At 39.8% G+C, this 26,692-nt stretch carries 21 protein-coding genes; 8 read left to right on the plus strand and 13 right to left on the minus strand.

The window, feature by feature from the left end; all coding sequences use genetic code 11:
* Positions 1–103: 103 nt before the first annotated feature.
* Entirely contained in the window at positions 104–1,048 is a 945-nt protein-coding gene (gene ylqF, locus CWB78_RS15290; protein ID WP_054202698.1) for a ribosome biogenesis GTPase YlqF, read from the minus strand.
* A gap of 91 nt (positions 1,049–1,139) precedes the next feature.
* Between ylqF and CWB78_RS15295 the strand changes: the two genes are divergently transcribed.
* Both CWB78_RS15295 and CWB78_RS15300 read left to right on the plus strand, forming a co-directional pair.
* Positions 1,140–1,676, plus strand: a complete 537-nt coding sequence (locus tag CWB78_RS15295) for a YaeQ family protein (RefSeq protein WP_008112865.1) — start codon at positions 1,140–1,142, stop codon at positions 1,674–1,676.
* A 184-nt stretch (positions 1,677–1,860) separates the two neighbouring features.
* On the plus strand, positions 1,861–2,466 hold the full coding sequence (locus CWB78_RS15300; protein ID WP_010392243.1) for a PGAP1-like alpha/beta domain-containing protein: 606 nt from the start codon (positions 1,861–1,863) through the stop codon (positions 2,464–2,466).
* On the opposite strand, the gene CWB78_RS15305 is transcribed toward CWB78_RS15300, so the two are convergent.
* Positions 2,463–2,672, minus strand: a complete 210-nt coding sequence (locus CWB78_RS15305; protein WP_008112863.1) for a hypothetical protein — start codon at positions 2,670–2,672, stop codon at positions 2,463–2,465. The two genes, CWB78_RS15300 and CWB78_RS15305, sit on opposite strands and share 4 nt — an antisense overlap.
* A 399-nt stretch (positions 2,673–3,071) precedes the next feature.
* On the opposite strand from CWB78_RS15305, the gene CWB78_RS15310 reads away from it, so the two are divergent.
* Positions 3,072–3,545: a Dps family protein gene (locus CWB78_RS15310; protein WP_008112861.1), complete on the plus strand. Its 474-nt coding sequence runs from the start codon at positions 3,072–3,074 to the stop codon at positions 3,543–3,545.
* Between the two features lie 64 nt (positions 3,546–3,609).
* Here CWB78_RS15310 and CWB78_RS15315 read toward each other — a convergent pair whose 3' ends face one another.
* The 4 genes from CWB78_RS15315 to CWB78_RS15330 all read right to left on the minus strand — a co-directional run bounded on the left by CWB78_RS15315 (position 3,610) and on the right by CWB78_RS15330 (position 10,973).
* Positions 3,610–5,682 (minus strand): S9 family peptidase, encoded by a 2,073-nt coding sequence (locus tag CWB78_RS15315; RefSeq protein ID WP_138596341.1) that lies wholly within the window; start codon positions 5,680–5,682, stop codon positions 3,610–3,612.
* Positions 5,683–5,832: 150 nt separating this feature from the next.
* Positions 5,833–6,408: a chitin-binding protein gene (locus tag CWB78_RS15320; RefSeq protein ID WP_138596343.1), complete on the minus strand. Its 576-nt coding sequence runs from the start codon at positions 6,406–6,408 to the stop codon at positions 5,833–5,835.
* Between the two features lie 241 nt (positions 6,409–6,649).
* The gene (locus tag CWB78_RS15325) at positions 6,650–9,781 is read right to left on the minus strand and encodes an efflux RND transporter permease subunit (protein WP_054202703.1); all 3,132 of its coding nucleotides are present in this window, start codon (positions 9,779–9,781) and stop codon (positions 6,650–6,652) included.
* Positions 9,782–9,794: 13 nt separating this feature from the next.
* The gene (locus CWB78_RS15330; RefSeq protein WP_055012346.1) at positions 9,795–10,973 is read right to left on the minus strand and encodes an efflux RND transporter periplasmic adaptor subunit; all 1,179 of its coding nucleotides are present in this window, start codon (positions 10,971–10,973) and stop codon (positions 9,795–9,797) included.
* 290 nt (positions 10,974–11,263) lie between these two features.
* Here CWB78_RS15330 and CWB78_RS15335 point away from each other — a divergent pair, with 290 nt between their 5' ends.
* Positions 11,264–13,774: a zinc-dependent metalloprotease gene (locus tag CWB78_RS15335; RefSeq protein ID WP_138570801.1), complete on the plus strand. Its 2,511-nt coding sequence runs from the start codon at positions 11,264–11,266 to the stop codon at positions 13,772–13,774.
* A gap of 52 nt (positions 13,775–13,826) precedes the next feature.
* Here the strand turns inward: CWB78_RS15335 and CWB78_RS15340 are convergent, their stop codons facing one another.
* Entirely contained in the window at positions 13,827–14,615 is a 789-nt protein-coding gene (locus CWB78_RS15340; RefSeq protein ID WP_138596345.1) for a PhzF family phenazine biosynthesis protein, read from the minus strand.
* 65 nt (positions 14,616–14,680) lie between these two features.
* Positions 14,681–15,295 carry a PQ-loop domain-containing transporter gene (locus CWB78_RS15345; RefSeq protein WP_010392228.1) on the minus strand — a complete coding sequence of 205 codons (615 nt, stop codon included), beginning with the start codon at positions 15,293–15,295 and terminating at the stop codon, positions 14,681–14,683.
* 271 nt (positions 15,296–15,566) lie between these two features.
* On the opposite strand from CWB78_RS15345, the gene CWB78_RS15350 reads away from it, so the two are divergent.
* Positions 15,567–16,700 (plus strand): PepSY-associated TM helix domain-containing protein, encoded by a 1,134-nt coding sequence (locus CWB78_RS15350; RefSeq protein WP_138596347.1) that lies wholly within the window; start codon positions 15,567–15,569, stop codon positions 16,698–16,700.
* Positions 16,701–17,032: 332 nt separating this feature from the next.
* Here CWB78_RS15350 and CWB78_RS15355 read toward each other — a convergent pair whose 3' ends face one another.
* From CWB78_RS15355 to CWB78_RS15375, 5 genes are all read right to left on the minus strand, one after another.
* Positions 17,033–17,752: a DUF6445 family protein gene (locus tag CWB78_RS15355; RefSeq protein WP_138570798.1), complete on the minus strand. Its 720-nt coding sequence runs from the start codon at positions 17,750–17,752 to the stop codon at positions 17,033–17,035.
* Between the two features lie 58 nt (positions 17,753–17,810).
* Positions 17,811–20,624 carry a TolB family protein gene (locus tag CWB78_RS15360; RefSeq protein ID WP_138596349.1) on the minus strand — a complete coding sequence of 938 codons (2,814 nt, stop codon included), beginning with the start codon at positions 20,622–20,624 and terminating at the stop codon, positions 17,811–17,813.
* Between the two features lie 150 nt (positions 20,625–20,774).
* A complete protein-coding gene (locus tag CWB78_RS15365; protein WP_502705095.1) occupies positions 20,775–22,304 on the minus strand; it encodes a PH domain-containing protein in 1,530 nt (509 codons plus the stop codon).
* 10 nt (positions 22,305–22,314) lie between these two features.
* Complete coding sequence (locus CWB78_RS15370) at positions 22,315–22,860, minus strand: PH domain-containing protein (RefSeq protein WP_138596357.1); 546 nt, start codon at positions 22,858–22,860, stop codon at positions 22,315–22,317.
* A 5-nt stretch (positions 22,861–22,865) separates the two neighbouring features.
* Complete coding sequence (locus CWB78_RS15375; RefSeq protein ID WP_054202712.1) at positions 22,866–23,720, minus strand: D-hexose-6-phosphate mutarotase; 855 nt, start codon at positions 23,718–23,720, stop codon at positions 22,866–22,868.
* Positions 23,721–24,133: 413 nt separating this feature from the next.
* Here CWB78_RS15375 and CWB78_RS15380 point away from each other — a divergent pair, with 413 nt between their 5' ends.
* The 3 genes from CWB78_RS15380 (at position 24,134) to CWB78_RS15390 (ending at position 26,599) form a co-directional block, all read left to right on the plus strand.
* Positions 24,134–24,616 carry a MarR family winged helix-turn-helix transcriptional regulator gene (locus CWB78_RS15380; protein ID WP_008112832.1) on the plus strand — a complete coding sequence of 161 codons (483 nt, stop codon included), beginning with the start codon at positions 24,134–24,136 and terminating at the stop codon, positions 24,614–24,616.
* Between the two features lie 111 nt (positions 24,617–24,727).
* A complete protein-coding gene (locus tag CWB78_RS15385; protein WP_138596351.1) occupies positions 24,728–25,984 on the plus strand; it encodes a porin in 1,257 nt (418 codons plus the stop codon).
* 147 nt (positions 25,985–26,131) lie between these two features.
* On the plus strand, positions 26,132–26,599 hold the full coding sequence (locus tag CWB78_RS15390) for an RNA polymerase sigma factor (RefSeq protein WP_138596353.1): 468 nt from the start codon (positions 26,132–26,134) through the stop codon (positions 26,597–26,599).
* Positions 26,600–26,692: the final 93 nt, after the last annotated feature.

Here is a 26,692-nt window from a genome sequence, read left to right on the forward strand (position 1 = left end):
ATTGCTCATATCGGTGACGGTAGATATGAAACTAAAAAAGCCCTTACGGGCTTTTTTTATGTCTGTAATTTAATGCGTAAGGCTTTAACCTACGCTTTAAAAATTAACGGCGGTTTTTTCGTGCACGTGCTCGGCGTTGTTTTTTCTCTTCTTCTTTGGCTTGCTTTTTAGCCTCTGCAGCAGCGCGCAATCCAGCCACCATTATTTCTTCCTCTTCACGCATGGTAGGTGTTTCCATGGTGATACGGCCAATAATACCATCTCGTAATTCATTAATTAGAATTTCTGACATTTTATACGTATCGATTTGGTTACCACCGCGAATACAGCCGCGTTTTTTACCCGCCATTTCAACAAACTCCCAATCACTTTCTGGTAGCTCATCTAACTTATAACGTGCTTTTAAAAGCTCAGGATAAGCATGCAATAAATACTCAGCGGTGTAACTTGCTACTTCTTCGTACTCAATAGCGGTATCACGTATCGCACCGGTTGCGCCTAAACGATAACCTGAGTTTTCGTTTTCTACTTTTGGCCACAGCATCCCTGGCGTATCGTAAAGCATAATGCCATCATCAAGCTTAATACGTTGCTGCGCCTTAGTTACTGCAGGCTCGTTACCTGTTTTAGCCACTATACGCCCAGCAAGCACATTAATAAGCGTAGATTTACCTACGTTTGGAATACCCATTATCATGGCTTTAATTTGCTTATCTGCACCAACTTTATGCGGCACTAACTTTTTACATAGCTCATTAATACGATGCACTTCAGCCGCTTTATCGTTACCAAATGCAATCGCTTTTACGCCATTTTCTTGCTCAAAGTAATCCTTCCACGCTTGGGTCATTTTAGGGTCAGCTAAATCGGCTTTATTCAAAATTTTGATGACCGGCTTACCTTCACGCAGGGTAGCCACCATCGGGTTTTCGCTACTGTAAGGAATGCGCGCATCTAGCACTTCAATGATCACATCCATTTGTGGCATTATTTCTTTAATTTCATTTCGGGCTTTATTCATGTGCCCAGGGAACCACTGGATAGCCATTTTTAACTCCTAACATATAATTTGTAGCTATTTTAACTGGCAATTCATTTAATTGCGCTATACTGGCGCAAATTTTTTCAGATTAGATATCATGGCTCTCAAATCTACCATTATTAAAGCGCAACTATCGCTTAGCGATATGGACCGTCACGTATACCAAGACTTTAATTTAACCTTGGCACAACACCCTTCAGAAACTGAGCAGCGCTTGATGATCCGCTTACTAGCGTTTGCACTTAATAGCTGTGATGGATTAGAGTTTACTAAAGGTTTATGTGCTGATGATGAGCCGGAGCTTTGGCATGTCAATTACAGCGAAGAAATAGAGCTGTGGATTGAGCTGGGGTTACCAGATGAAAAGCGCCTTAAAAAAGCCTGTAATAAAGCTAAAAAAGTAGTTTTATATACTTATGGCGAGAATAACCAAGCTATTTGGTGGCAAAAGCATCAGCCTAAATTGTACGAGTTTAAAAACTTAAGCATTTTTAGCCTTGATTATGCTGCTACTCAGTTATTAGCTGCGTTGGTTGATCGTAATATTAAATTGGCTATTACCATTCAAGATGGTGAAGTTTGGGTTAATACCGACACCACTAACATTGAGATAAAACCTCAGCAATTAATGTAATTAGAATAGGTTATACCAATTGCATTAAATTAGTTATCCATTATAGCGACAAAGAAATAAGTCGATAACAAGGCGAAAATGATGACATATAGTTGCTCTATATAAATAATTTTTAACGCAGGTAGCGGATTATTTAATACGCTAGAATGATCATGTTTTTAATAAAATTGGTATTTGGGGGCGTATGAAAGTTAAACGCGTTATTGTTTTACATGGCCTGTATATGTCTGGCTTGGTTATGCGCCCGTTATGTTCGCGTCTAGAAGAGTCGGGGGTTAAAGTTTTAAACTTAACCTACAATACTCGAGACCCTAATCGAGATGCTATTTTTACGCAAATAGATGAGTTTATTAGCAATGAGCCTTCTGCTTTAGTCTGCCACTCTATGGGAGGCTTAGTTGCCCGCGCCTACTTAGAAGCAAACTCAGCGCCAAGTCACCATGTTGAAAAGGTGATCACCTTAGGTACGCCACATACTGGCAGTCATATTGCTGAGAAAATGCAACAAAAAGGGTTTGAGCTATTATTAAAAAATAGTGTTGAATTTTTACTCTCAAAAAATGGTGATTGGCCTTTTAAAGCCAAGCTATATAGCATTGCCGGCGACTTACCGATTGGCTTAATGCCACTCATTGTAAAAGGCAGCCGCTCTGATGGCACCGTATTACTAGATGAAACCAAACTCAAAGGTATGGCTGAACACAAGGTGTTTCATTTAAGCCATACCAGTATGATTTACTCTCGCCAAGTCGTTAATTATATTCTTGAGCGCTTGAACGAGGACATTTAGTCCTCAGCTGCAGCGGCCACTTTATAGCTGATCAAAAATATAATACCTAACACCAGCGGCATGGGTGCAGCGATATAACCAAAGGTATCAGAGTTTGCAAAACTCGCACCCGCTAAGTGCGCAACTAATCCAACAACAAACGCGACCAAAGCAATACCAATAACGATGAGTTCAGCTTTATTCTCTTTACGTGTTTTAGCTTCCATTATTTCTCTCCGCATCTAATCAAGTAGCCCCTTAACTTAATAAAGTACTCTCTATCAAGTTGGGTTATATTGATTATGCGCTTTACTTGTGCGCGTTTTTTGACCTAAATCAATAAATAAAATAAGTCTGTGCTGAGCCTTTCAAAAGCTTGTTTTAGATCATATTTTGTACTCACAAAATAAACAATTTCGCTGCTCAAGGTAGTATTTCTATAAACACAACCCATATCTATTGAACAGCGTTAGTTAATTCATTTATAAAACCACAGATACGCTGATAGCTTTTAGCTATGGCATCAATATGTATAAACGATTTTATTCATAGACGATTATGAGCAATACTTATTTTACTGAGCAATATGTGAAAATTCATAAAAACGGTTATTTAAGGAGCAAGGTATGTCGCAAGTAAATGCAATTGGTTTAAACAGTACAAAAAGTGAAGATATTATTAAGTCACTGAATACGCTTTTAAGCAGCTATCAAATTCAATATATGAATGCGCGCGGTTTTCACTGGAATATTAAAGGCCGAAACTTTTTTGAATTACATTTAAAGTTTGAAGAAATTTATAACTTACTACTATTAAAAGTAGATGAAATCGCAGAACGTATTTTAACGCTTGATGGTGCACCGCTACATGCGTTTTCAGATTACTTAGAAGTAAGTGAAATTAAAGAAGCAAAAGGGATCAGCGATGGCGTAACCGCAGTAGAGAACTTACTTGCCGGATACAGCAGCTTAATTAAAATGCAGCGCGATATTCTTGCACAAGCCGCTGAAGCTGATGATGAAGGTACCGCGTCATTAATGAGTGACTACATTAAAGAGCAAGAAAAACTAGTGTGGATGTTAAAAGCCTACCTAGATTAAGTTATTTTAAAAAATAGAAAGCCTCAGTTATGACTGAGGCTTTTTTGTGATAATCATATACTGGCTATGACAAAGCGATAAAAAAGGCCATTTCTAGCGCTTTTTCTTCTAAGCTCTTAAAGCGACCCGATGCCCCACCATGCCCTGCATCCATGTCGGTTTTAAACACTAAAATATTATCATCGGTTTTATATTCACGCATTTTAGCCACCCATTTCATTGGTTCCCAATACTGTACTTGTGAGTCGTGCAAGCCGGTTGTCACCAATATATTGGGGTAGTGTTGCGCACTAATATTGTCGTACGGTGAATACGCTTCAATAATCTCGTAAAAATGAGGGTCATTTGGATTACCCCATTCATCATACTCATTTGTTGTAAGCGGAATGCTTTCATCTAACATGGTGGTGAGCACATCTAAAAATGGCACATGGCAGCCCACTCCACAGTAAAGTTCAGGCGCTTGATTTACCACAGCTCCCATTAATAACCCCCCTGCACTGCCACCAGAGGCAAACACTTTACTTTTGTTGCCGTATCCTTGCTCAGTGAGCGCTTTGGTTACATCTATAAAGTCATTAAAGCTATTTTGTTTATGCTGTTTTTTACCATGTTCGTACCATGAACGCCCTAGCATTTCACTACCACGCACATGCGCAATCGCATAAACAAAACCACGGTCGAGTAAGCTAAGTGACGTACTCGAAAAACTAGGATCTATGGTGATCCCATACGCGCCATAACCATATTGAAACAACGGATTTGAACCATCTTTTTTAAAGCTATCTTTACGATATACCAACGACACCGGCACTTTTACCCCATCTCGAGCGTTTACCATAAGTCGCTCTGACTGGTAGTCTTCTGCGTTAAAATCACCGAGTACTTTTTGTTGTTTAAGTAAGGTTTTTTCGCCTGTGGTTAAATCAACATTATAGAGCGAGCCGGGAGTCGTTAAGCTCGAATAGTAAATGCGTGCATGGGTTACACTTGGCTCTGGATTCATCGCAATAGCGGCGTAGTAACAAGGATCATCAAACTCAAGGTTCATTCGCTCGGCGTTTTGATTAACCACAACAAAGCGTGCTTGGCCTTGTTCGCGCTCGCTAAGCACTAAAAAGTCATTAAATAGTTCAACGCCTTCTAATAATACAGTTTCACGATGAGGGGTATGTGTTTGCCACTGGTTTTTATCAGCAATGGTATTGCTTGTCGCGATCATTAATCTAAAGTTTTTAGCCTGCCAGTTAGTCACTATATAAAAAGTATCACCGAGCTTATCAATATCAAATTCATGGCCCTCCTCACGCGGCATTAAAGCAGTAAATTCGCCATGGGGCTGATTGGCATCAAGTATCCACATGTCGTTAGTTTCTGTGCTTGCTAAATCGATTATAATTAAGCTTTCATCACGACTTTTACCCAACCCCATAAAAAAGCTACTGTCTTGCTCTTCGTATACCAACACATCTTGGTGTTGCTCACTCCCTAGCTCATGTCTAAAAACTTGATAACCCAATAAGGTTTTTAAATCCTTTTTTACATAAAATACGGTTTGATTGTCGTTCGCCCAAACAACCTGCCCCTCGGTATTTTCAAGTATATCGTCGAGCATTTTATCGTTGTTTAAATCTTTAAAGCGAACAGTGTAAATACGTCTGCCGTCGGTATCCTCAGAGTATGCCATTAATTGCTCACTGGGGCTCAGCGCCACTTCCCCTAGCTCATAAAACTCATAGCCGTTAGCAAGTTCATTCACATCAAGTAGCAACACTTTATTAGCCATTGCCATACTGCTACTGCGATAATGGCGTGCATATTCATCATCTCCGCGAACCTCTGAGTGATACCAATACTGGCCGTCTTTTACCGGTACGGTGTTGTCGTCTTTTACAATACGGCCTTTAAGCTCTTCAAATAATGCACTTTGTAATGGCTTAATAGCGGCTAATTGCTCATCACAATAAGCGTTTTCTTGTGCTAAATGCGCGAGTATTTCGGCACTTTTTCGTTCATCATCGCGCATCCAATAATAATCATCACTGCGTGTTTTTGCGTGAGTTGTAAGCGCATAAGGTTGCTTTTTAGCAATAGGAAAATTAGGCAATAAGCTTAAAGAATAATCAGAAGAAGACACAAAAAAACCGCTTAAAAAATAACAATGGCGGCCAGTTTATCATAAAAATAAAAAAGCCCACTCATAGTTGAGTGGGCTAAAGCGGTATAAATTCGATAACTAAAAACTACGTGAATTTTATTGTTGTCGTTATACCTAAGGGAAGTTGATTTACTGTATTTGCTGCCAAGCCATAGTCCAGCTCTCGCCAACGCCAGGCTCAAACATAGTGTTATGCTCATCTACACGGCAAAATTCGCTAAATGGCCATGCCTTACACTGGTATATATGCCCAGTTTTTGGCTGTAATACTTTGGTGCCCGCACTATACATATCGCCATTTTGAGGATAAATTGCGTCGTATCCAAGGCTATTTACAGCAATTAATTTTTTATTTTTTTCAGCGCGATTAAAATGGACCACCGCGCTACAAATACCACTGCTTTCAAGTGCAAATATTTTGTTATATCGATACGCAACAACCAATCCTTGCTCTGTCATTCTGCCAGCGCACACCAGTGGAATATGCATATTAATATGCTCAACTACCAGTAAACTCCAAGCATGGGGTTCTCCCTGTTCAGGGGAAAGTATTTCATAATCAAACGCTAGCTGAGTTAATTCGCCATGCTCATCGTAAAAGCTCACACTAACCGTATCACCAACAAATAGCTGGCTATACTGATCCAGCCCAAGACAACCAATAGTTAACCATTCTCCACACGTTAATGATGAATGTATAAACACTGCAACACCTTAAAGAGTCAAACGTCTCGCCCATATCATATGGCTTACAACAGGCAAACTAGCTCGTAGGCTAATATGCGTTAACCAACATCAACCATTGTAATCAGCAACGTCACAACAATCAAACAAAAGAATGTAACTGAAGTTTAAAAACAATACTTAAGTATAAAATCATAAAAATAAAAAAAGCCAACCGCTTTAACGGTTGGCTTTTTTATTTAGCTGCATGACATGTGTGATGTTAACTTACACTCACCTTTTTACTTGCGAACGGGCGTTTAATTAGAGCGCCTATATCGGTTAAAATAATATACAAACACGGTACCAAAATAAGGGTGATCAGTGTTGCAAACATAACCGCAAAACCAAGTGCTACCGCCATAGGTATTACAAATTTAGCTTGTAGACTGGTTTCAAACATAATCGGTAATACGCCGGCAAAGGTAGTAATTGAAGTAAGTAGTATCGGCCTAAAGCGTGCACAGCCTGCCTCAATAACCGCATCTTTTATACTAATACCAGCACGACGCGCCTGATTAATAAAATCAGTCATAACTAATGAGTCATTAATAACAACCCCTGCCGCGGCAATTAAACCAAAGCCCGACATTAAGCTAATATCTAAGCCAAACCAAAAATGCCCCCATATTGCCCCCGTTAGACTAAATGGAATAACCGACATTACAATTAATGGTTGTGAGTAACTTTTTAGCGGCACGGCCAGTAATATATAAACTAAAATCATACCACCAGCAAAAAACAGTAACTGCTCATCGGCTTGTGCCTGCTGCTCTTCAATTGCGCCACCTAGTTCTGACTTAACGCTCGGATATTCGTCCAACAATTGTGGTAGTAGATTTTCTTTTACTTGCTTAACCACTTCGCCTGGCTCAATTACTTCTTCGTCTATGTTGCCATACACATAAACAGTACGATAACCGCCTTCACGACGAATATAACTAATACCAGGGGTTTCAGTTAGCTCAACCACATCTCCTAGCAGCACTTCCCTACCTTGTGGCGTGGTGATAACCGCGTGTTTAAGCGATGAAAACGCTTCACGGGTAAGTTTAGGGTAACGTACCATCACCCGCACTTCTTCACCGCGGCGAATAACACGTTGCGCCTCGCCACCATAAAAACTCGCACCTACTTGATTTGCAATTGAGGCCAAATCTAACCCTAAGTCAAAAGCGACTGGTTTTAAGCTCATTTGTACTTCTTTGCTAGCAGGGTCAATGGTAGAGCTTATGTCGAATAAGCCTTCTTGTTGCTGCAATAATCCAATAAAGCGACGCCCGGCTTCATTCAATGTATCAATGTCAGAGCCGTACAGTAAATAGCCGAACTCACCGCCACTACCGCCGCCTCCACCGCCAACATCATCCTGAATAGTTAGCGATTTAACACCCGCAATATTTGGCATAGCTTCACGCCAGCGGCGCGAAAGCTCAAAGGCATTATAAGGGCGTAAATCTTCATCAACCAATGGCGCTAATAGTTGCGCCTCTGTACGACCTTGATTAAATACCAATACATCGCGAATCATTTTTTGCCCTTCTTCGCGCGCTGTTTGCTTATCTATTTCAAGCACCATGGCTTCGATTTGGCGAATAGCATTAATAGTTTGGATGTCTGATACGTTATCGTTCATCTCGAGATTAATTTGCGGGAAGTCATGCGGCACTTTAGGTGATGGGATCATTCTCACCTGATTAGACGATATTAACGCAAAGGTGAAAATTAATAGCGCAACAAAACTAAATAGCACCGTCCAACGCCACTTTATACAAGTAACAATAAACTGCCTATACGGCCCATTTACAAAACCAAAAAAGCGCTTATTAAAGCGCGCTCGCCAGCCATCAGGGTTAATAGGAGAAAAGTGAGTATGCGCAATGTGTGCCGGTAATATCAGCTTAGATTCAATCAAGCTAAATATTAAACATAAAATTACCACCACTGAAATACCTATAAAAAAGGAACTTTCAGGGCCACTTGAAAGCGTAAATGGCGCAAACACAGCAATGGTTGTTAGTACACCAAAGGTAGCAGGGGTTGCCACTCGTTTGGCGCCATTAACCACATTAACAACACCACCGCCTTTTTTTTCTATTTCGGTGTAAGCACTTTCACCTATGACAATGGCATCGTCCACCACAATCCCCAGCACCATAATAAAGGCAAATAAAGACACAATATTAATCGTGATACCAAATAATGGCATCAGCATCATCGCACCTAAAAAGCACACTGGTAAACCAATCATTACCCACAGTGCGAGCTTAAAACGTAAAAATAACGAAAGCATAAGAGCAACTAAAATTGCACCTTGCAGCAAATTAGCTTTCATCATATCTAAGCGTGCATTTAGGTAATAAGTAAAGTCCATTAGTGGCTCTATACGAACACCCAATGGCAGTTCTTTATTTTTTTGATCAATATACGCTTTAACTGAATCGGCCACCGGAATAATGTTTTGATCTTCGGTGGCTTTTACCGACAAATAAACCGCGTTTTCGCCATTAAATTTAAAGTAACGCTCACCTTCAACAAACTGATCTTTGATGGTAGCAATATCTTGTAACAACACTTTGGCACCGTTCGCGCCAATTTTTACCGGAATTTGCCTAAATTCTTCACCAGAATAAAACTGATTTTCTACTCGAACCGAAATAACACCAGCATCAGTTTTTAGTTGTCCGGCCGAAAAATTAGCCGAATAACGACGTACCGCGTTCGCTACATCCGATAAGGTTAAATTATATTGACGAAGTGTGTCGGGCTCTATTTCTATGGCAATTTCATCCAGTGGCACATCATTTACCACTAAAGATACATTCGATAACTGCAATAATTCATCTTCAACCTGATTTGCGATTGGCTTAAGTTCATTTAGCGGTAGGTCGGCAACGAGCGTCATACCAATTACATCTTGGCGAAACTCTATTTGGCTAATGGTAACCGGCTCCATTCCCGCTGGAAAAGTTGCAATACCATCTACTCGCAGCTTGACCTTATCGAGAACGTCGGTGAGCTCTGCGTCAGTATTAATTTCAAGGCTGGCAGAACCACCATTACGAAAAGCGCGATACACCCCTTTTTTTATCTCAGTTATATCTTTTAACGACTCTTCAATTTTTATTAAGATGCTTTCTTCAATTTCCTGTGGCGACGCCCCAGGGTAGTTTGCATTCACCGTAATATAGTTAACTTCTATATTGGGGAACATTTGTCGCTGAATGGTAAAGTAGCTTATAAGCCCCATGACAATAATAAAAAACATCATTAAATTGGCAGCAACAGAGTTGTTAGCAAAATAAGCAATTAACCCTGTTTGTTTGGTTGTATTGGGCTGTTCTGTGTTATTCATAACTCACCCTACCTTAAAGTTTTTCAGTGGATGCGTTTTCTGCTGCATCTGTACTTTTAGTCTCTGTTAAACCGGCTATTTTTACTGCCATTCCTTTTTGTGGATATTCCGGCAAGGTAGTAACAAGCTTGTCGTTGGCTTCTAAGCCATCACTGATATAGAAGTATTCACCTTCTTCACGAATTACTTTCACCTTACGCGGCTCTAACTGTTGCTCATCATTGACTACCCACACGGTTTGGTTATTTACTAACTCTTGCGGTAAACGATAAATATTATTGAGCATAGTGCCAGCAAAGTTTACTTGTACATAAGTGCCAAATTTAATTGCAGGCTGCTGATTAGTAAGCCCATAAGGATCTTCAATTCTTATTACTAAACTGCTCATGCGAGTCGCGTTATCAACAATCCCTAAATCGCGGTCTATTACTGCTTGGCGAGTAAACCCATTTAATCCTGTTTTAATAACCGTTGCAGTTACCCCTTTAACACGCTCAGGTAAAAACACACTGTCAAAGCCAGCGATCGGAATAATCACTTCAGCGGTTTCAATATTATTCAGCTCGGCAACTTGAGCGCCCATAGTGACAAACTGACCAACACCTACATTACGACTCACCACTAGTGCATCGTATGGTGCGCTCACTTCACAATTATCTAAATCGCGTTGTGCCCTTTTCAATGCAGCTTGGGCCGATTTAACCGATGCCTGCGCACTCAACACTTGTGGTTTACGTAAAAATAAATCTGTACGCGCTTTATTTGGGAAACGTTTTGCTTCGTCTTCTGCTACTTTAGCTTGCGCTTGCTCTTCAATTAACATCGCTTGCGCGCGGGCAAGTTCAGCCTCGGCTTGCAGTACTGCTGCTTCGTAGTTATCTTTTTCAATTGTAAATAAGATTTCGCCACGACCCACGACCCCACCGGCCACAAAGCTTGGATGCCAGCTAACTACCTCACCGGATACTTGCGCTGAAAGCTGGGTATTTTCTAGCGGCTGCACTTCACCATAACTATTAATGATAACTTGATGATTGTTAGCGGAAACAGCTTCAACCTGCACCGTTGGACGAGTGTCTATGACTTCTTTTTTATCTGACTCTTTTGCAATCGCATTAATTGCAGCAAAACCAACCACACCTAATGTTAATGCTACGAACGGAAAAATCCACCTAAGTACATTACCTTGCATCTGTTTATTACTCCCAAATTACTATTAACACCATGATACCAAAGCTTAATGAAACATTAACGTGACATTTGTAAGCAACTGTTACAAAAAAGTATAGGTTAGGTCTTATGCAGTGAAGTATAAATCAATAAAAACCCTCACTGAGTCGCTTATAAATGTATTGTTACAAATTTTTACCATTATAAATCATAAAGCTAATCACTTTGGGGTAGTATTTAGGAACGATACTGTACGAAATAGCATGACAAACCGTACAGTAAAATTACATTAACAACGACAAAAGACAAATTATGAAATTAACCACACTTACCTTGGCGCTTAGTATAGCGCTTGGCAGTAGCTATACTGTTGCTGCTGAAAAAAAAGAAGAAAAAAAGCCACAAACATTAAGTGAAATGATTAAAGGCCAAACCGAATTTGCTGGCATTTTTAATCTTTACCAAGATGAAAAAACCGGTGACCACCTAATGGTAATTAACGAGTCACAGCTCGATACCCCTTTTGTTTATTTTGCACACACCATTGATGGTGCGACTGATGCGGGTCATTTTCGTGGCGCGTACCGTGAAACAAAGTTAATTGAATTTAGAAAGTACTTTGATCGTATCGATATTGTTAGTAAAACCCCGCGTTACTTATTTAACGAAAATAGCGCGCTAGCTAAAGCCAGCGAGGCAAACATTAGCGAAGCGGTACTTGCAAGTATAAAAATAGAAAAGCAAGAAGAAGGTAAAATAGCCTTTAATGTTAACAAGCTATTTTTAAGTGAAGCACTGCATAAAGTATCACCAACACCTAATCCGAACGATAAAAATGCTAAAAAGCGTTTTAAAGTAGGTAAATTAGATGATAAAAAATCACGTATCATCAAACAGCGTCCTTACCCTAACAACCTAGATGTGGTGGTTGACTATGTATTTACTAATAGTAGCCCAACCGTTCGAGGCTCAGGTGCGATAAGCGATCCACGAAGCGTGTCAGTAAAAGTTCAGCACTCATTTGTAGCTTTACCTGATAATAGCTACCAACCTCGTTTTGATGATGCGCGCATTGGTTATTTCACTAATCAGTTTGATAAAATGACATCAACTGACTGGGCACCATACCAAGATGTAATAAAGCGCTGGGACCTACAAAAGAAAGATCCAAACGCAGCACTTTCAGAGCCAGTAAAGCCGATTACCTGGTGGATAGAAAATACTACGCCTGTTGAGTGGCGAGATACAGTTCGTGACGCCGTACTTGCTTGGAATAGCTCATTTGAAAAGGCAGGCTTTAAAAATGCAATAGAAGTAAAAGTACAACCTGATGATGCCGATTGGGATGCCGGCGATATTAATTATAATGTACTGCGTTGGACTTCATCGCCTAAGCCACCTTTTGGTGGATATGGACCAGCATTAGCTAACCCGCTAACCGGTGAAATTTTAGGCTCAGACATTATGCTTGAGTTTGTATTTATGAAAAACCGCTGGATATACGATACGCTTTATACTCAAGGCACTATGAGCCATACACAACCAGGAAGCAACACTGAGCTTAATTGCTCTTTAGGTCATGAGTTACAACAAAACCTAATACTTGCAAAAGGCTTAGCAAATGGTGCTGATATTGAAGATACTGAAATGTTACGCCAAGGCTTAACTCAGTTGGTTTTACATGAAGTAGGGCATACTTTAGGTCTTAATCACAACATGAAATCTTCTATTTTGTGGGATGAGAAAGAAGTTCACGACAAAAGTAAAACTCAAGGTATAGTGACCGGCTCAGTAATGGACTATGCGCCAGCAAATATAGCGCCAACGGGTGTAACTCAAGGCGATATCTTCCAAACTAAACCCGGTCCATACGATGATTGGGCAATAAACTACGGCTACAGCGCAGCCCTTAAAGATGAAGCAGCAGAACAAGCTCGTCTTGATAAAATACTCGCTCGCTCAAGCGAACATGCACTGGCCTTTGGTAACGATGCCGACGATATGCGTGCACCAGGTCGCCATATAGACCCTCGCGTGATGATTGGCGATTTATCGTCTAACCCTGCAGCTTATGGTGCAGATAGAATGGCACTGATCAATACACTATTTTCTGAACTTAAAGACAAAGCTACAGTAAAAGGCGAGTCTTACCAACAGCTTGTTACTTCTGCTAACAGCCTATTTGGCCAATACCGTGCGCAGGCAGGTGTGGTATCTCGTCAAATTGGAGGGGTTTATGTAGAGCGTGCCGTAGTGGGCGATGAAAATGCAGCAAAGCCTTTTACACCGGTGCCACTTGAGCGTCAAACTCAAGCAATGGCTATTTTAGCTGAGTATGTGTTTGCTCCAAATGTACTGCAAAGTATGCAGCCTTTGTATAACTTTATGCAGCAACAGCGTCGTGGGTTTAATCATTACGGTAAAAACGAAGACCCTAAACCGCATAAAATGATTTTAGGCATGCAAAAAGGTGTATTAGCGCAACTACTGCATCCTGCTGTGTTACTGCGTATTTCAGATACCGCTTTATATGGTAATGAATACAGCCTTACGCAATTTATGGGGGATTTAACTGCAAGTATTTTTGTTGATAGTAAAAATGCTAATTCGATCAGTCATAATTTACAGATTGAATACGTAAATCAGCTTATTGCAATTGCAGGCTTAAAAAAAGCAAGTAAATACGATAACTTAGCAAAAACAGCTGCGCTATATCAGCTAACTCAAATAGCCGATCAAGATGTTGCATGGGGTGCAGACACCGCAACCAAAGCACATAAAAAGTATATCGATCGCTTAATTAGCAAAGCGCTAGAAGCGTAAATAACACTGAGTAAACCAAGGCCACGTTTTACGTGGCCTTTTTTACACTAATTCAAAGGTAAATAGTACCTTTTAGGTACCTTACGGCATGACCCGTCAATGTTACTGTTGTATCACCCACTTCACAGTAAAGCTTCCCGCCTCGTTGTGAGGCCTGATAAGCACTTAAAGAGTTTTTGCCAAATTGTTCTACCCAATAAGGGGCAAGCCCGGTATGAATTGAGCCGGTCACAAAATCTTCATCACCACCACTGGCAGGCCAAAAATAACGAGAAATAAAGTCATACTCAACACTCGGTGCTGTTGCAACCACATCTAATGGGGCTAATTTTTTTAGTTGTTCATTAGTTGTTTTCAGATCTACAACCTGCTGCTCATTATCATAAATAGCAAAATAAGCTTGGCGGTTTTTCAGCACTTTAACAGGTTGTATAGACAAGCCAGCTAATAAAGCATCAGGGATAAGCTGAACCTCTTCAGGGGCTTGTTTAGGAAAGGTCATAGCAAAGCTGCCATCGTTATTTTTATTAACAATCAGTTTGCCCACCGCCTCTGCGCTAAAGCGCACCTGCGATATACTATGTTGCTCACAAAGCACATAGGCCGCTGCTAAAGTAGCATGGCCGCAAAAATCAATCTCCATTAATGGCGAAAACCAACGTATCGCAAAGCTTCCATCTGCCGACTGACAAGTAAAAGCGGTTTCAGACACGTTGTTTTCCGAAGCTATATTCAGCATAAGATCATCACTAAGCCAAGACTCTAGTGGGATCACGGCAGCATAATTACCTTTAAACAGTTCACTGCTGAACGCATCGATTTGATGGATAGTTAATTTCATAGTGGGCACTTTTTATTTATTGGTCACTCAAAGTGCCACAAATGAAATTAACGGTCACTATAATTTTATGCCAACACAGGACGTACGCGATAATACTGCATACACGCAAATTGCAGCGCATTAGTTAGCAATATCATAATAAACATTAAGATATGCGAAGTACTTTGCACTGGCATGGCTAGCTCTGCAAACAAACCACAGATACCTGCTATAAATTGCAAACTAAAATAGCGCGCACTAAGGTTACTAATATTCCCTGTTCGCAGTGTTTTATAGGTTTGTGGCATAACCCGTACTGAACTCATAATTAAGCCCACATAGGTTAAGCCATTTAGCACAGTGGCGGTATCTAGGTTAGGGTTTAACAGCAACAAAAAAGGTAATAACGAAAAGCTAAGCATGCCAAGTAACTGCAGCTTCTGACGTTTAGCGGCATTATAACGTGCAAAAAAGTATAAAATTAAACCACTTAATAAACCTGTCGCAAAAAACGGCAAGGCAATATAAAAACGAGCAAAATAAAGATTGTAGCTAATAAAGTACACACTTTGCGCTAAACCAAATGTCATCATTAGCAGTGATACACCCGATACACTGCGGTTTTTAATAATTTTATTAAGTAACGGTAAAAAACTAAAAACCAAAATAAACACTGATAAAATAGGCAAATAATACGCCAAAGCAAACCTCGCTCGTTACATTGTTGTTAATAAAAAGGAAGAAATAAAACATTTTTTAAACATTTGTTTTTAAAGGCTTTATTTTTGTGCGCGCATTGTAGAGCTGGCTAGGTTTTATACAAGCTTCACACCTACTTTAGTTTCCTCCTGTGGCAACTTGAGTATACAAAAACCGTTGCTATAACTTCACAGTCTCACTATTTTATAATTGCAACACAAATGATAACTGTTATCATGCGCATATCTAAAAATTAACATGCAAGCTTAAGTAATGAGAAAAACACTGTTTAAAGTTCATAGTTGGTTGGCGCTAATTGCCATTATTCCGTTAATTGTTATTAGCATTACCGGCAGTGTTTTAGTGTTTAAAAGTGAAATTGATGGCTTACTGATGCCTGACAAACACTTTGTGGTACAGCAGCAAGCTGCTCGCTTACCTATGGACTCATTAATAGATAAAGCCGAAGCAGCCTTTCCTGAGTATGTAGTAGGAAGCTGGGAACTTTTTAATAACACCACCGCCGACCGGCTTTATTTGGTTAAGCGTGGAACTGACGATTGGTTTAAGTTGCATTTAGACCAATACACCGGAGAGGTTTTATCAGAACCTGTTAGCACAACTCATTATTTTACCGACTGGTTTTTAGAGCTCCATTACACCTTTTTACTTAACGACTTAAAAAGCTTACCTGGGCAAACAGGTACCGTATTAGGGTTCTTTTTTGCTTTATTTTTATTAACTCTGGGCATTACAGGCTTAATTATTTACCGTAAATTTTGGCAGCGACTATTTAGCGTACGCTGGCGCGCAACTTTACAAATAGTACTTAGCGACATTCATAAAATGACTGGAGTATTAGGCTCACCTATCCTTATCGTTTTAGCGATTACCGGTGGTTATTTTAATGGTGCAGTGTGGTATCACGAAGTAATAGAACACGCAGAAGAAGAGCACCACACTATTACAAATAAATTATATAGTGACGACATCTCTTTTGAGCTGATTCTTAATGATAGCAAGCTGCAAATACCCACTTTTAATACAACTTTTTTAGTTTTTCCACGAGAGCCCGATGAAAATATTACTCTTTATGGCGAAGTAAATACCCGTAATCCACTTACCAGTGAATACGCCAATACCATAACTTACAATAAGCAAACAGGTGAACACATGGCTAACTGGGATATTCGAGAGGCTGGTGCTGGTTGGCAAGTAATAGACAGCTTTAGAAAACTACACTTTGGCTATTTTGCAGGGCTTATCAGTAAAGTACTTTGGTGTATTTTTGGCCTTAGCCCTGTTTGGCTCGCTGGTACGGGTTTTTATTTGTGGCTTACCCGCCGTAAACGTAAAAAGCATTCACAAAGAAATCGTCATAATAAACAACGCACAATAACCGCTTGATTAAAAAGCCACCTCTATGTAAAAAATCACATTGAGGTGGCTTATGATGTTAAAAAAAGCGTTCAGTATTGCTTTTATTTTTAGTTGAGTGTGGCAAAACCGAAACTCAGCAGCTTTAGAAACAGGTAAGGCTTTAAAAGCTATTTAACCATTCATTGTTTAACAAGCTCGACACTCCCTCTAAACAAAGTCTTTTCGAGCTTCCTGATGATGAAAATGAAAACGTATATTAAACAACTTTAGAGGTAAGATAACTAACATTAAATATAAGAGTTACTACCCTCATAAACAGCCACCTTAAAAAACAGCTATAAAATAAAGAAGCGCAGTCCTCAATCCTCGCACATCCAAAAAAAAGTGATTGCGAGCCTCTTAGAGTCTAAATCACTTCCAAAGTACTCTGATGCACTGTGAACAATATTACCTTTAAATACAATTAAACGATTAAACTTATTCTCAATATCTATATCTTTATACCATGCACTATACGGAAGACTAGTTACATTTAGAGCATCAACAAGGTTTGCAAATGGAGGGTCTACAATATTCCCTCCAGCAGCTTCATTTGCATACTTTAAACGATAAAAAGATGTGCCCGCTGAAGCTATTGGGTTGGGGTTTAAATATAAAACAGCTGCGTACCTACATAAATAACGATTATCTACGTGTGGTCTAGAGGCCCCTTCTTCAGCTCCAACCAAAATTGCAGTATTGGTATCAACTACCACTTTATTGGAATCGGCAACCCAAAGTTTATTTTTTTTAATAACTGACTTAACGTATTTCTCTATTTTTTTTAGCTGTTTATGATTTAAAGCATTTGGTGTACGCATTCCTGGCCAAAGCTCTTTAGTATATGGTTTTCCATATTTCCACACTTCCTTTTCTAAACACGAAGAACGGATAGCCATTGCTTCTTCATGTTTAAAAAAATCATCAGCAACCCAGTAGTTACTACCAAGTTCAGGTTTTTCATATCTCAATCCTGGCGAATCTGAAGGAATACTTGGTAGAGCGACACCTTCGGGTACTTTCAAATATTTAAATGACATGGCAAGAATACTTTTTTTATTAGAATAACAAATAATATAACATTTACCTTATAGGCGTTTAAAGCGAATAGTAAAAGCTTAACCACGCGCGCATTTCATTTTCAAAGCTGTCGCCTTCAACACGCGACAGTCCAGCATTAAAGGTTAAATCGTTTACGCCCGCAGGCCCCATTCCGAAGCTAAAATCACCTTGATATTTTAAGCCATAACTTTGTGCATAAACGCTGTTATCTAATTGATGTTGCTTATAGTAAAACCAGGGCATGCCTTCTTTAAAGCTAATGCCACCGCCATAACCTTGATAGCGCTCTGCAGTTGCACTGTAAAAAGGCAATTCAGCAGCAAGCACAAACTCGCTACTTTGTTGCTGATTAATCAGGTTAGAGCTAAACCCTCCTAAAGCTAAATTACTATCGTCTCGTTGTTTTTGTTCAAAGCTCACAAACATGGGAATATTAAATGCTTTGCCAAATATTTTTGTTGCTACGTCATAACCTTGCCAATGACTACTTTGATTTCGTCCCTCATAAATACTGGCATAAATACTCTGCCCTATGGCAAATGCTTGGCGGTCATGCTGCCATTGCTGACTAATACTCAACCGCGTCCAATTTTTACGGCTATTTTTATAATCTGTATAGTTATAAGCAAGCTCTGGGGTTAATTGAAGCTGGCCAAACTTCAATGGGTGGCTTATTGCAGCAAAACCACCTCGGGCATCAATATCAGCGTTTAAGCTAGGTTGATATTGACGTGATGTATCCAAATTATAATCAAATAGCGCAAGCTTAAACTTTGTATTTAACGCATTGTATTTTGCTTGTACAAATCCTCCATATAATCCACCGTTGTGCAAATCAATGTTATAACCCGCTTGTAAATCAAGTTGTTTTAATAGGTCGCTACTTTTTATACCTACACTTAGCAAACTGGTTGACGATGAATAATACTGTGATCCCAAGGCAAACGTCGCTTGCTGCTCAAGCACTGCGTAATCGCTTTGTTCTACTATCTCATCGGTATATATTTTTGCCGGTGGCAAGGTATGCTTATTTACCATCAACAATGGAGCTTCACTGCTTACAGCGAGATCCGTCACGGATGTGCGGTCTTTTGTTGTTAGCGTTTTTACATCAGGGCCATCGGCATTAGTGGAAAAATAAAGTAGTGAGCCATCTTCTGTTTCAATCGGATATGCGAGCGCTTCTTGCCCGTTAGTTAAGCGTGTGAGGGTGTTATTTTTTATATGATAATTATAAATATCAGTCTTATTATTTAAGCCAGCAACAAAATAGATAGATTCCCCATTTTGACTAAAACTCGGCTGACTTAAATATTGATACCCATTAGGCATTGGGATTGACTGCCTGACATCACCGCCTAAACCTTGTATATACAACTGCCAGTTTTCGTTTAATGATGCTGATAAATAAGCTAATTTTGTTTCATCAGGGTTTAGAGTCGGGTAATCGTACGTTGTTTTTAAGCTCTTAGTAAAGAGTGGCGTGATTGTTTGTGTATTAAGATCGACTTTTACTAATTCAGAATACCCAGCTCGTATTTGCTCACCGTAAAGTGTTTCACCATCGCGGGTAACACTAAAACGACGAATACCAGCAAGCTCAGTGAGTTGTTCGACGTTGCCAGTATCTATGTTATAGCTAAAAATGTCAGACACTTTGTTATAAGTCCCCGACTCCTCACTACTGTAGGCATTAAAATAAAGAGTGTTGTTGCCTACCCATTGCGGATTGGCAATACCTGCGCGATTTATTTGATTTAATATTTGTTTTTGTTCGCGCTTAAATACACTCGGCGCAGTATCAGGAATATCCTTAGCATCATCCTCAAGTAATTGCTTTTGTTCTTTAATAAATTGCTGTTGCGCTTTAGTGTTGTCTTCAGTGCTATAAATTATGAGCTTGGTATTACTTTTTTTATCACGCTCCACTATGGCAATTTTGCTGCCGTCGCCAGAAAGAGCGGGGTTGCTAGCGTATAAATCTAGCTTTAACCAAAGCTTGCTATTAAGTGGTGACTCGGTTTGCTCTTGTTGCATTGCTTTATAAGTGTACTCAGCAATAAATCGACGATATAGCTTGGCAGCGTTTTGCCCAAATACACCAGAAAATGCATCATCAAAATCTCGAGACTTAACCGCTCGCATACGAACCCATACATTATCGACCAACTGCTCTGAGTAATTTTGCTCTAACCAATATAAAAAACGACTTCCTATTAAATACGCCATGGAGCCCGCCATAAAGCCCTCATCACTATTTAGTTGAACATACGTCGGAAGCGCTCCTTGCTGAGCAAACTCCCTGAGTATTGCCTCAGAATAGTTATCAAAGAGCCGCCCTCGACCCGTCATTTTAGACTCAATTAAAGTGGCGTATCCTTCAGCTACCCAGCGTGGTGTGTCTCCATAGGTTAAATCGTAAAGATCCCATACCCCTCTAATTTTTTGTTGCCACTCGCTGCGAGTCGGCTGCGCTAAATGAACTAAGTGAATGTACTCGTGCAACACTAGTAATTGCTGCCAGCCAGATGAGTTTGAGATTACTGTGTCCGATTGTGGTGGCGTAGTAAAAAGCGCCATAACGGGATTATTAGAGGTTGGCAAGGCAAAGCCATTCGCTGCATTTAGAGGGTCAAATACCACCACATCGACAATTTTATCAAGCGCACGGTTTTGTTGCTCAAGCACTTTAGTACGAACAATCTCCAGCTCTACTGCGGTCGATTTAGCAAAATCAGTATGCTCACTACTAAAGTGTACATTGAAATGCTCGGTATGAATGGTTTGCCAATTAGCAGCGAAGCTTGGTGAGGCAAGTAATAAAGCGGATGCCAGCAGTGTCTGTTTCATAAAATTCCCTAAAATAATTCCTTAATACACCTAGGTTATTATTAAAAGGAAAAAACGGGCAGTAAAAAAGTGTAATAAAGCATGTGCAAATGTGTATTTACACCTGCTTTATTATTTAACCTGAACGCTAATTATTTACAACGGAGGAAATTACATCCAACTACGAGGATCTGACTCAGCCTGCATAAGCGTAAAATCAATAATAAAGTCAGCATCTTGCTGTTTTAAATACGGAACATACGCGCCACCTGCAGCAAGTTGTATATACAGGCTTCTTAAGCCAGAGCGACGCATAAAAAAGGTACTCACACTGCGAGCGCTTTGTGCTTTGTACAGCTCAAATACCCGGTAATGTACGCCAATCATACCTTTGCGTACCACCATATAAAAACGCCCATCTTGTTGATGAAGATAATACCCATAACGTTTATAAGACAAAAATACTAACGTAGCTAATACCAAAAATAATGCTAACGGAATTAATACATTAAGTTGCATAAAGCTAATTAAAAACCCAGAAGCAACACTCGGTAGCAAGGCATAAAACACCATATTTTTATATAACAATGCCCTTTCTACCGCCTTGAATGCCAGCTTTTTACTGTCAAACCATGGGTAAATCCACTGACACACATTATCAACTTGCTCCTGCGTGAGCACAGGTAACACTAAGGTTTGTTTATTCTTTTTCGCCATACTTGCAGCGCCACCACTGCTGGCTTGCAAACACTCAACAGTAAAACGTTTCAATAGCCTAGCAATTAGGTTTTGCTTAATAACTATAGATTGCACTTTATCTAAACTAATTGATAGTTGATGGCGTTCTAACAGCCCTGCAATACGTTTAAATTTTTTATTTTTAAAATAAAGCTGATAATTATAGAACCGAATGAGCGACATAGTCACCGATAAAAACACCGCAATAAATACCAACATAATAATTAAAGTAATAACCGCAAATACCGCTGCATTAGCCATCATACCCAGCTCTTGTTGATAAAAACCCTCTATTTTTGTTATAAATTGCTGCTCTAAAAAATCGATGGCCACATTCATAAAAGGGGCAATAGCTGCAAGCGCTAAGATTGCCATGTTCGACATTAAGCCAAACTTAGCTATTTCTTTATTTGAAATAAATAAACTATTTTCATTCTGATCTTCAGTATGAGAGCGCGCTGTATTAGCCTCCTCTGCTGATGGTTGCTGCTGTGCTTTGTAGTCAAATACTTGTTTGCGCATTTGCTTGGCATAACCGCTGGTTACTCCAGGCAATACCGCTTCTTGGGCAACACTGCCGGCAGCATCAAAAATGCAATTAACTAAGCCTACTGGAGTAAAATAAAAAGGTTCTGCTATGTTTACATTTTGCACTCGAGAAAACTTTAAGGTAAGCCGCTCTTTTTTAAATACACCTTTATTTAGTAAAATTTCATACTCGTCAGTAATACAAAAACGAAAACTGCGGTAATACAAAAAACAATAGACGAGCAATAAAGTCAAAGCAACCGCGAGCCCAACTTGCCCCCAAAATAGTTTATTTTCTACTTGGGTAACAAATACTACCAATACGGGCAGTAAATTAAATAGGCCATCTTTGACGAACCGCACACTAAAGTGCATCACAAAATAAGCCAGTGCCCAGGGCGACACTTTTTGCCAATTAAGTGAAGGTGGAGTCATTTGCGTAGCATCAACACTCACTGGCAGTAGCCCCGCTTGTGGTTTCATCGTGGCGATAGCTTTGTACAAATTGACGAATATTTTTGCACTTTTCGTGGGTCAGGCCGCTAATTTGTAAATCAGCACTCATACCACCTGCGCTGTAAAGCCGTAAACTTGCTAAACCCAGTTTTCGCTCTATTGGCCCACGATGTATCTCAATATGCTGCACTCGTGCTAACGGCAAAATAGTTACCTGTTGCCAAATAATACCCTTTTTAAACGCTATATCGTGGGTACGTAATGCACTGCCTTGTAATTTAATACTGAACACGCTGTATAACATACAAAGTAACATTAATAGCGGAACAGCAACCAATAAGTAACCTTGCGCCATGGCTGCAAAATCTGTATTAAAATAACAAACAGCCGCTAGCACTAAGCAAAAAGGAATGAAAAATAACAACCAATTCAATTGTGCATGCAATAACGCTTTATCGGCAAGCGGCTCAAACACTATGCTTTTATGTTGCGGTAGATCGGTTATTTGTTGATTAGTAAACACACTTTGCTCCATTGGACTTAGCCAAGCCACTTTATTGTTGTCACTAAGGTATGACTTTGTTTAGGCTCAAGCGTAACCGCATCTTCAAGCACATTCGCAGCTTCTAGGCATAACATGCTTTTATAATCATCATCGGCAAAATTTGATAGCCGCTTTGATTTTTCAATCCATGGATTCCATAGTACGCACGACTGCGAGTTTTCTCTGCTAACACTGATCATCCCCTGAGGAGTATCAATTGTTTGAACTGCTGCGGCTTGGGTATAAACCATATCGGTTTCACGGGAAAAGTCGACCACGTCATTTTGCTGATGAGGCCCTTGACCAAATTCTATATATTGTGCCCCTTGCAGCCCTGCCACTCGGGTATTATTAATATCTTCTGTTGGAAAGTAAGTATGCAGTGCTTGTGTATAACTAAATGGTACGTTGCCTAAATTACAGGTGGTTAAACGCACCTCTAATTGCTCTGATAAGATAAACTCAACCCGTAATGACGACTGATGCGGCCAAAAAGTAGAATCTACCTGCTTCATTGGTAATTTAAGGCTCACAGTAACCTCGCTGTCGGTTTCATGTACTTCATCGGCTTGCCATACATGCGTACGGGCAAAGCCATGCGCGGGGAAGTCCGAATTTTCATGTTGCCCAAACCAAGGCCAGCAAATAGGAATGCCACCACGAATACTTTTCCCTTCGCTAAAGGTTTCATCCCCAGACACCCACAATAATGGCAATTTGTCTTTGGGTGTAAACTCAGTTATTTGCCCACCTTGTAAAAATATTTTCGCCTCACATTGGCGACTATTAATACTAATAAACTCTAAACCGCTATGTGTACGCTCAATACATACTGAGGGTGATAATTGCATTTTATTTCCTTTAACACTGAGACTATTTTAATACTTAACCTGAGTTCAGGTTACTTGTACACAAACAATAATGCATGCTTAAAGCATAAGCTACATAGAATAGTTATTTAAATTGAGTTAGTTACTATATTTTTATGCCACATCAATGGCTAAATTACGACTAAAGTTTTACATCCCTGGCTTGCGTATCGCTTTTAACCTACGTAAGGTGCGCAACCTTAGCAAACAGAATGTTATGAACGTTTAATAAATTAAAGATAATAAATACTATTTTAATTACTGCTCAAATTAATAAAAACCAATAAAAACTAATAACAGCGGGCTGAAATAACATATATCATTTGAATTCAATTTATTTGATGTGTAACATTTCATGATTACGGCAAATGATTCGCCTTCCATGAGACAAGCAAATGCAAAAATATGACGAATTACTAGTTTCTTTACGTAAGGTGATCCGTGCGATTGACTTACATTCAAAGCAACTTAATAAAACAGCGGGTTTAACAGGGCCACAACTGCTTATCATGCAGGAAGTGTCTCAAACTGATGGTATTACCGCCAGCCGTATTGCGCAAAACGTTAACTTAAGCCCAGCAACGGTTACTAATATTCTTGACCGAATCGAAAGTAAAAACTTAGTAACACGTGTTCGCAGTCAAATGGATAAGCGCCGAGTCAGCTTATACCTTACCGAACAAGGTAAAGAACTACTCGAAAAAGCACCACAGCCATTACAAGAGCATTTTATCGAAAAATTTTCAGCTCTTGCTGAATGGGAACAGAGTTTACTCCTTTCATCAATGCAGCGTATTGCCGCAATGATGGATGCAGATAAGCTAGACGCCTCCCCGCTTTTAGAAGTAGGCGCACTGTTTCAAACCCCTAAAGAATAAAACGCAGTATAAAAACAATAAACTAAATTAGCCTGCCATTTTCCCCTTTTTCCACACTAATAGGTGCATTTTTGCGCCTTTATTTTTTTAATCACAATCAAAACGGCTATTATGACTAAACTCTCAAAACTAACACTCGCCTTAATTTTAGGTGGTGTTGCTAGTAATTCTTATGCATCAAATCTTCAACCTCTCCAAAGCCAATTAACGCAGTTAAAGCAACAAGTAGAAAAGCTTGAAAGCAAACTCACTGAAAAAAAAGCTCAGCAACTAACTGATGAAGCTGCAAAGCCTGAACAGCAATCATCAGGAATAAAGATAGGGGGTGCCATTCGCGCTAACTATGGCATTAACTCTTACGATGATGACAATGAAGATCGCGGTGGCGACTTTGATTTTGATATTTTCCGTTTAAATGTCTCTGGTGAAATTAATGATATTTCAGTCAATGGTGAAGTACGCTTTTACGATTACATGACAGTAGTGAAATACGCTTACTTAGGGTATGAATTTACTGATGGCTGGGAAGGCCAAGCCGGTATAACCGCCGTACCGTTTGGTAATGGTCCTTACAATTCTCACAGCTACTTTTTTAGCACTAACTACTATGTTGGCCTAGAAGATGACTTTGATTTAGGGGTAGTTGCTAAGCGTAAGCTTAAAGACAACTGGACACTTGATCTTGGCTTTTTTAAAAACGATGAACTTGGCGGAGTTGATGGCTCAGCATCAGATAAAAACCATCGTTACTCTTACGATATTATTGGCAGTCGCCCTGCAGATGAAGGTACCTATGCCGAGCCTACAAAGCAACTTGGTGAATACAACACTTTTGCTGGTCGAGCCACTTATCAACTTAAGCACAGTAAAAATATAACCACAGATTTAGGTGTATCGTTACTCAGTGGTGGACTACATGATGGTGAAGACCGCGCGGGTAATTACAGTGCGTGGGCCGTTCACTTAAACAGCAACATTAATAACTGGAACATTCAATTTCAACACGGCGAATACGACTACGACTTAGATGATGGCAGCAACCGCTTTGCAGTGGGTGCTTTTGACTATTATGACAGTGTGTCGAGCCAAGCGACAATGACCAACTTTAATGTTGCCTACCACTACGCACTAGAATGGGGTCCAGTTACCAACCTACAGTTTTATAACGACTATGGGATCATCTACAACAAATCAGATAATAGCGCCAATACGTGGATGAATGTAACCGGCATGAGTATTACTGCTGGGGGGTTCTTTAGTTATGTTGATTTTGTACAAGCCCGCAATCAACCCTTTATTGGCGGTACCATTATTGGTGATGGCGATACCGAGCGCCGGTTTAATATTAATTTAGGCTATTACTTTTAACTCTCTCCTCAGCCCAGTAGCCATACTGGGCTGAACTTAAATCAAATAGCTGCTTTAAAAAACACAAACGCAAATGAAAACTATTGCTATTTGCATTGGTTGACGTTAGTATCCACCCCCTTTTTAGAAACCTTAAATTGGTGCGCCTTGGAACGCTATTACGCTGAAGTATTAAGTTATATTGCTCGCTCGATTGGATGCAAAGATAAAGCGCAAAACATCGTTCAAGAAGCATACACACGCTTATTAAGCTACCGTAAACGCAACCCTGAGCATGACACATCCCAGCAACGGGCTTTATTTTTCAAAACGGCTAAACACATCGTTATTGATAACTATCGCCGTAATTACGCCGTTACAGACCCTGTTAAGCAAGAGTTAATCGCACCTAGCGATTATGAACCCGAAGCAAAGCTGGCAAGCCAACAACAACTCAGTCTGCTTTATAGGTGTATTGAGCAATTACCTCAAAAAACTAAACAAGCCTTTGTACTATATAAATTTAAAAACCTAACGTACCAACAAGTTGCAGATCAGATGGGGATTTCTGTCAGTATGGTTGAAAAACATTTAGCCATCGCTATGCTGGCATGTCGCAATACAATAAAAAAATAACCACGGGAATATAAGCAATGGACCGTCAGCAAACACAATTGCAACTGCAAGCAAATACTTGGCTTGAAAAACAAAAAGTTGGGTTAACTGCAT

The organism is Pseudoalteromonas sp. S1612, from assembly GCF_005887175.1.
Classification (GTDB): Bacteria; Pseudomonadota; Gammaproteobacteria; order Enterobacterales; family Alteromonadaceae; genus Pseudoalteromonas; species Pseudoalteromonas undina.